We start from the raw sequence: 3491 nt of genomic DNA on the forward strand, positions 1-3491 counted from the left end.
AGTTCGGGGTGCCGCCGGAGCGCATCATCGACTACCTCGCGCTGGTAGGCGACGCCGTCGACAACGTCCCCGGCGTCGCCAAATGCGGGCCGAAAACCGCGGTGAAATGGCTGGCCGAATACGGCACGCTCGACAATCTGCTGGCGCATGCCGACGCCATCAAGGGCGTGGTCGGCGACAACCTGCGCGCCGCCCGCGACTGGCTGCCGCAGGCGCGCGCGCTGATCACCATCAAGACCGATGTCGCGCTGCCGTTCGATTTCGACGATCTCGTCCTCGGGGCGCGCGACCGGGACGCGCTGCGCGCGCTGTTCGAGCGTTACGAGTTCCGCACCTGGCTGCGCGAGCTCGACGCCGCCGCCACCGGCGCGGCCGCGGCGCCCGAGCAGGACTGCAGCGGCGAGCATCGCGCCGGCTACGAAACCATCCTGACCGAGAGCCGGCTCGACGCCTGGATCGCCAGGCTGGAAGCCGCGCCGGCGTTTGCGCTCGACACCGAAACCACCAGCCTCAACGCGATGCAGGCCGAACTGGTCGGCGTCTCGTTCGCCACGGCCCACGGCGAAGCGGCCTACCTGCCGCTGGCGCATCACTATGCCGGCGCGCCCGCGCAGCTTGACCGGACTGCCGTCCTGGCCAGATTGAAGCCGCTGCTGGAAAACCCCGACCCCAGGATCATCGGCCAGCACCTCAAATACGACCGCCATATTTTCGCCAACTACGGCATCGCGCTCGGCGGCGTCATCGACGACACGCTGCTGCAGTCCTACGTGCTCGAAGCGCACCAGTCGCACGAGCTTGGCAACCTGGCGACGCGCCACCTCGGCCTGGCGACGCTCAGCTACGACGACGTCACCGGCAAGGGCGCGGCGCGCATCGGCTTCGAACAGGTGGCGATCGAGCGCGCCGGCGAATACGCGGCGGAGGACGCCGACGTCACGCTGCGGGTGCGCGATGCCCTGGCGCCGCAGATCGCCGCCTCCGACAAGCTGGCTTTCGTGTACAGGAACATCGAGCTGCCGGTGGCGCAGATCCTGTTCCGCATGGAGCGCGCCGGCGTACTACTGGATCGAAATTTACTGGCGGTGCAAAGCGGCGAGCTTGGCAGGAAGATGCTGGAACTGGAGCAGCGCGCCTACCAGGAAGCCGGGCAGCCATTCAATCTCGGCTCGCCCAAGCAGATCGGCGACATTCTCTTTACGCAAAAGGGTCTGCCGGTGGTCAAGAAAACCCCGGGCGGGGCGCCCTCCACCGACGAGGAGACGCTGGAGCAGCTGGCGCTCGACCACCCCATCGCGCGGGCAATCCTCGACTACCGCGGCCTGGCCAAGCTGAAGTCGACCTACACCGACAAGCTGCCGCAGATGATCGACCCGGCCACCGGACGGGTGCACACCAGCTATTCGCAGGCGACCGCGGTGACCGGGCGGCTGGCGAGCTCCGACCCCAACCTGCAGAACATCCCCGCGCGCACCGCCGAGGGCCGCCGCATCCGCGAAGCCTTCATCGCGCCGCCCGGCCACGTGTTGCTGTCGGCCGACTATTCGCAGATCGAACTGCGCATCATGGCCCACCTGTCGGACGACGCCGGCCTCTTGAAGGCCTTTGCCGAAGACCGCGACATCCACACCGCCACCGCCGCCGAAGTGTTCGGCGTGCCGCTGGCCGACGTGAGCAGCGACCAGCGGCGCATGGCCAAGGTCATCAACTTCGGCCTGATCTACGGCATGTCGGCATTCGGCCTGGCGTCGCAACTCAACCTCGAGCGCGCCGCCGCGCAGGCCTACATCGACCGCTATTTCGCACGCTATCCCGGGGTGGCCGACTACATGCAGCGCACCCGCGAGGCGGCGCGCAGCCAGGGCTACGTCGAGACCGTGTTCGGCCGCCGCCTGTACCTGCCCGAAATCAACGCAAAAAATCCGCAGCGCCGCCAGGGCGCCGAGCGTGCCGCCATCAACGCGCCGATGCAGGGCACCGCCGCCGACCTGATCAAGCTGGCGATGATCGCGGTGCAGGGCTGGCTCGACCGGGAAAAGCTGGCCAGCCGTTTGTTATTGCAAGTCCACGACGAGCTCATCCTCGAAGTGCCGGAGCGCGAACTCGACCGCGTGCGCGCCGAACTGCCCGCGCACATGTGCAACGTCGCCACGCTCAAGGTGCCGCTGCGCGTCGGCGTCGGCGCGGGCAGCAGCTGGGAGGCCGCACACTGATTGCTGCGCCCATGAAAAAGGGCAACCCGGCCTCGCCGGGTTGCCCTGCTGGTTGCCGGGTCCGGCGCCCTACTTTTTCAGGCTGTCGCGAATCTCGCGCAGCAGAACGATGTCCTCCGGCGTGGCGGCGGGGGGGGCAGGCGGTGCTTCCTTCTTCAGCCGGTTGACCTGCTTGACGAGAATGAAGACGATGAAGGCCAGGATGATGAAATTGAGCAGGATGGTCAGGAAGCTGCCGTAGGCGAATACCGGCACCCCGGCTTTCTTCACTTCCACCAGCGTCATCGCCACGCCTTCCGGCACGCTTCGCAAAGGCAGGAACAGGTTGGAAAAGTCGAAGCCGCCGAACACCGCGCCGACGATCGGCATGATGAGGTCATTGACGATCGAGTCGACTATCTTGCCGAAGGCCGCGCCGATGATGACGCCGACCGCCAGGTCCATGGCGTTGCCCTTGACCGCAAATTCCCTGAATTCCGACATGAAACCCATGTTTTCCCCCTGTTTTTCGATGAAATTCGATCTTATGGATGGTAGCCGCTAAGACGGCATGCCTCCAGCCCGAAATGTAAATTCTCTCCGGCTTGGTCGGGGCCCGCGACGCGGGTAAAATGCGATCCCTTATGCGTATCGGCAGCCACCACCTCAAGAACCGCCTGATCGTCGCCCCCATGGCCGGGGTGACCGACCGGCCTTTCCGCCAGCTTTGCAAGAAGCTGGGCGCCGGCATGGCCGTGTCCGAGATGGTGACGTCGAACTCGCTGCTGTACGGCTCGGCCAAGACCGCGCGGCGCGCCAACCACGAAGGCGAGGTCGACCCGATCAGCGTGCAGATCGCCGGCGCCGATCCGGCGATGATGGCGGAAGCCGCGCGCCACAACGTCGACCGCGGCGCGCAGATCATCGACATCAACATGGGCTGCCCGGCCAAGAAGGTATGCAACGTGATGGCGGGCTCCGCCCTGCTGCAGGACGAAGCCCTGGTCGGCCGCATCCTCGACGCGGTGGTCAAGGCGGTGCCGGAAGTGCCGGTGACGCTGAAGATCCGCACCGGCTGGGACCGCGAGCACAGGAACGCGCTCAACATCCTGAAGATCGCCGAGAGCGCCGGGGTGCAGGCGCTGGCGATGCACGGCCGCACCCGCGCCTGCGGCTACAGCGGCGAGGCCGAATACGACACCATCCGCGCGGTGAAGGCGGAAGCGCGCATCCCCGTCATCGCCAACGGCGACATCACCACGCCGGAAAAGGCGAAATACGTCCTCGAATACACCGGCG

Annotated in this window: 3 protein-coding genes; 2 read left to right on the forward strand and 1 reads right to left on the reverse strand. The window is 66.6% G+C overall.

Annotated features, from left to right (window positions below; translation table 11 throughout):
* The coding region (gene polA / locus BGO62_RS05745; RefSeq protein ID WP_296640123.1) for a DNA polymerase I at positions 1-2213 on the forward strand (2213 nt) is incomplete at its 5' end.
* A 69-nt stretch (positions 2214-2282) separates the two neighbouring features.
* On the opposite strand, the gene mscL is transcribed toward polA, so the two are convergent.
* Positions 2283-2705: a large conductance mechanosensitive channel protein MscL gene (gene mscL / locus BGO62_RS05750; RefSeq protein ID WP_296640126.1), complete on the reverse strand. Its 423-nt coding sequence runs from the start codon at positions 2703-2705 to the stop codon at positions 2283-2285.
* 131 nt (positions 2706-2836) lie between these two features.
* Here mscL and dusB point away from each other — a divergent pair.
* A partial coding sequence (gene dusB / locus BGO62_RS05755) for a tRNA dihydrouridine synthase DusB (RefSeq protein ID WP_296640128.1) occupies positions 2837-3491 on the forward strand: 655 nt, incomplete at its 3' end.

The sequence above is a fragment of the Thiobacillus sp. 65-1402 genome, from assembly GCF_001897685.1.
Taxonomy (GTDB): Bacteria; Pseudomonadota; Gammaproteobacteria; order Burkholderiales; family Thiobacillaceae; genus Thiobacillus.

What these genes read in the sequence shown, in the direction of transcription:
- mscL (WP_296640126.1), bottom strand. Translation starts at nt 2,705, where the DNA reads ATGGGTTTCATGTCGGAATTCAGGGAATTTGCGGTCAAGGGCAACGCC.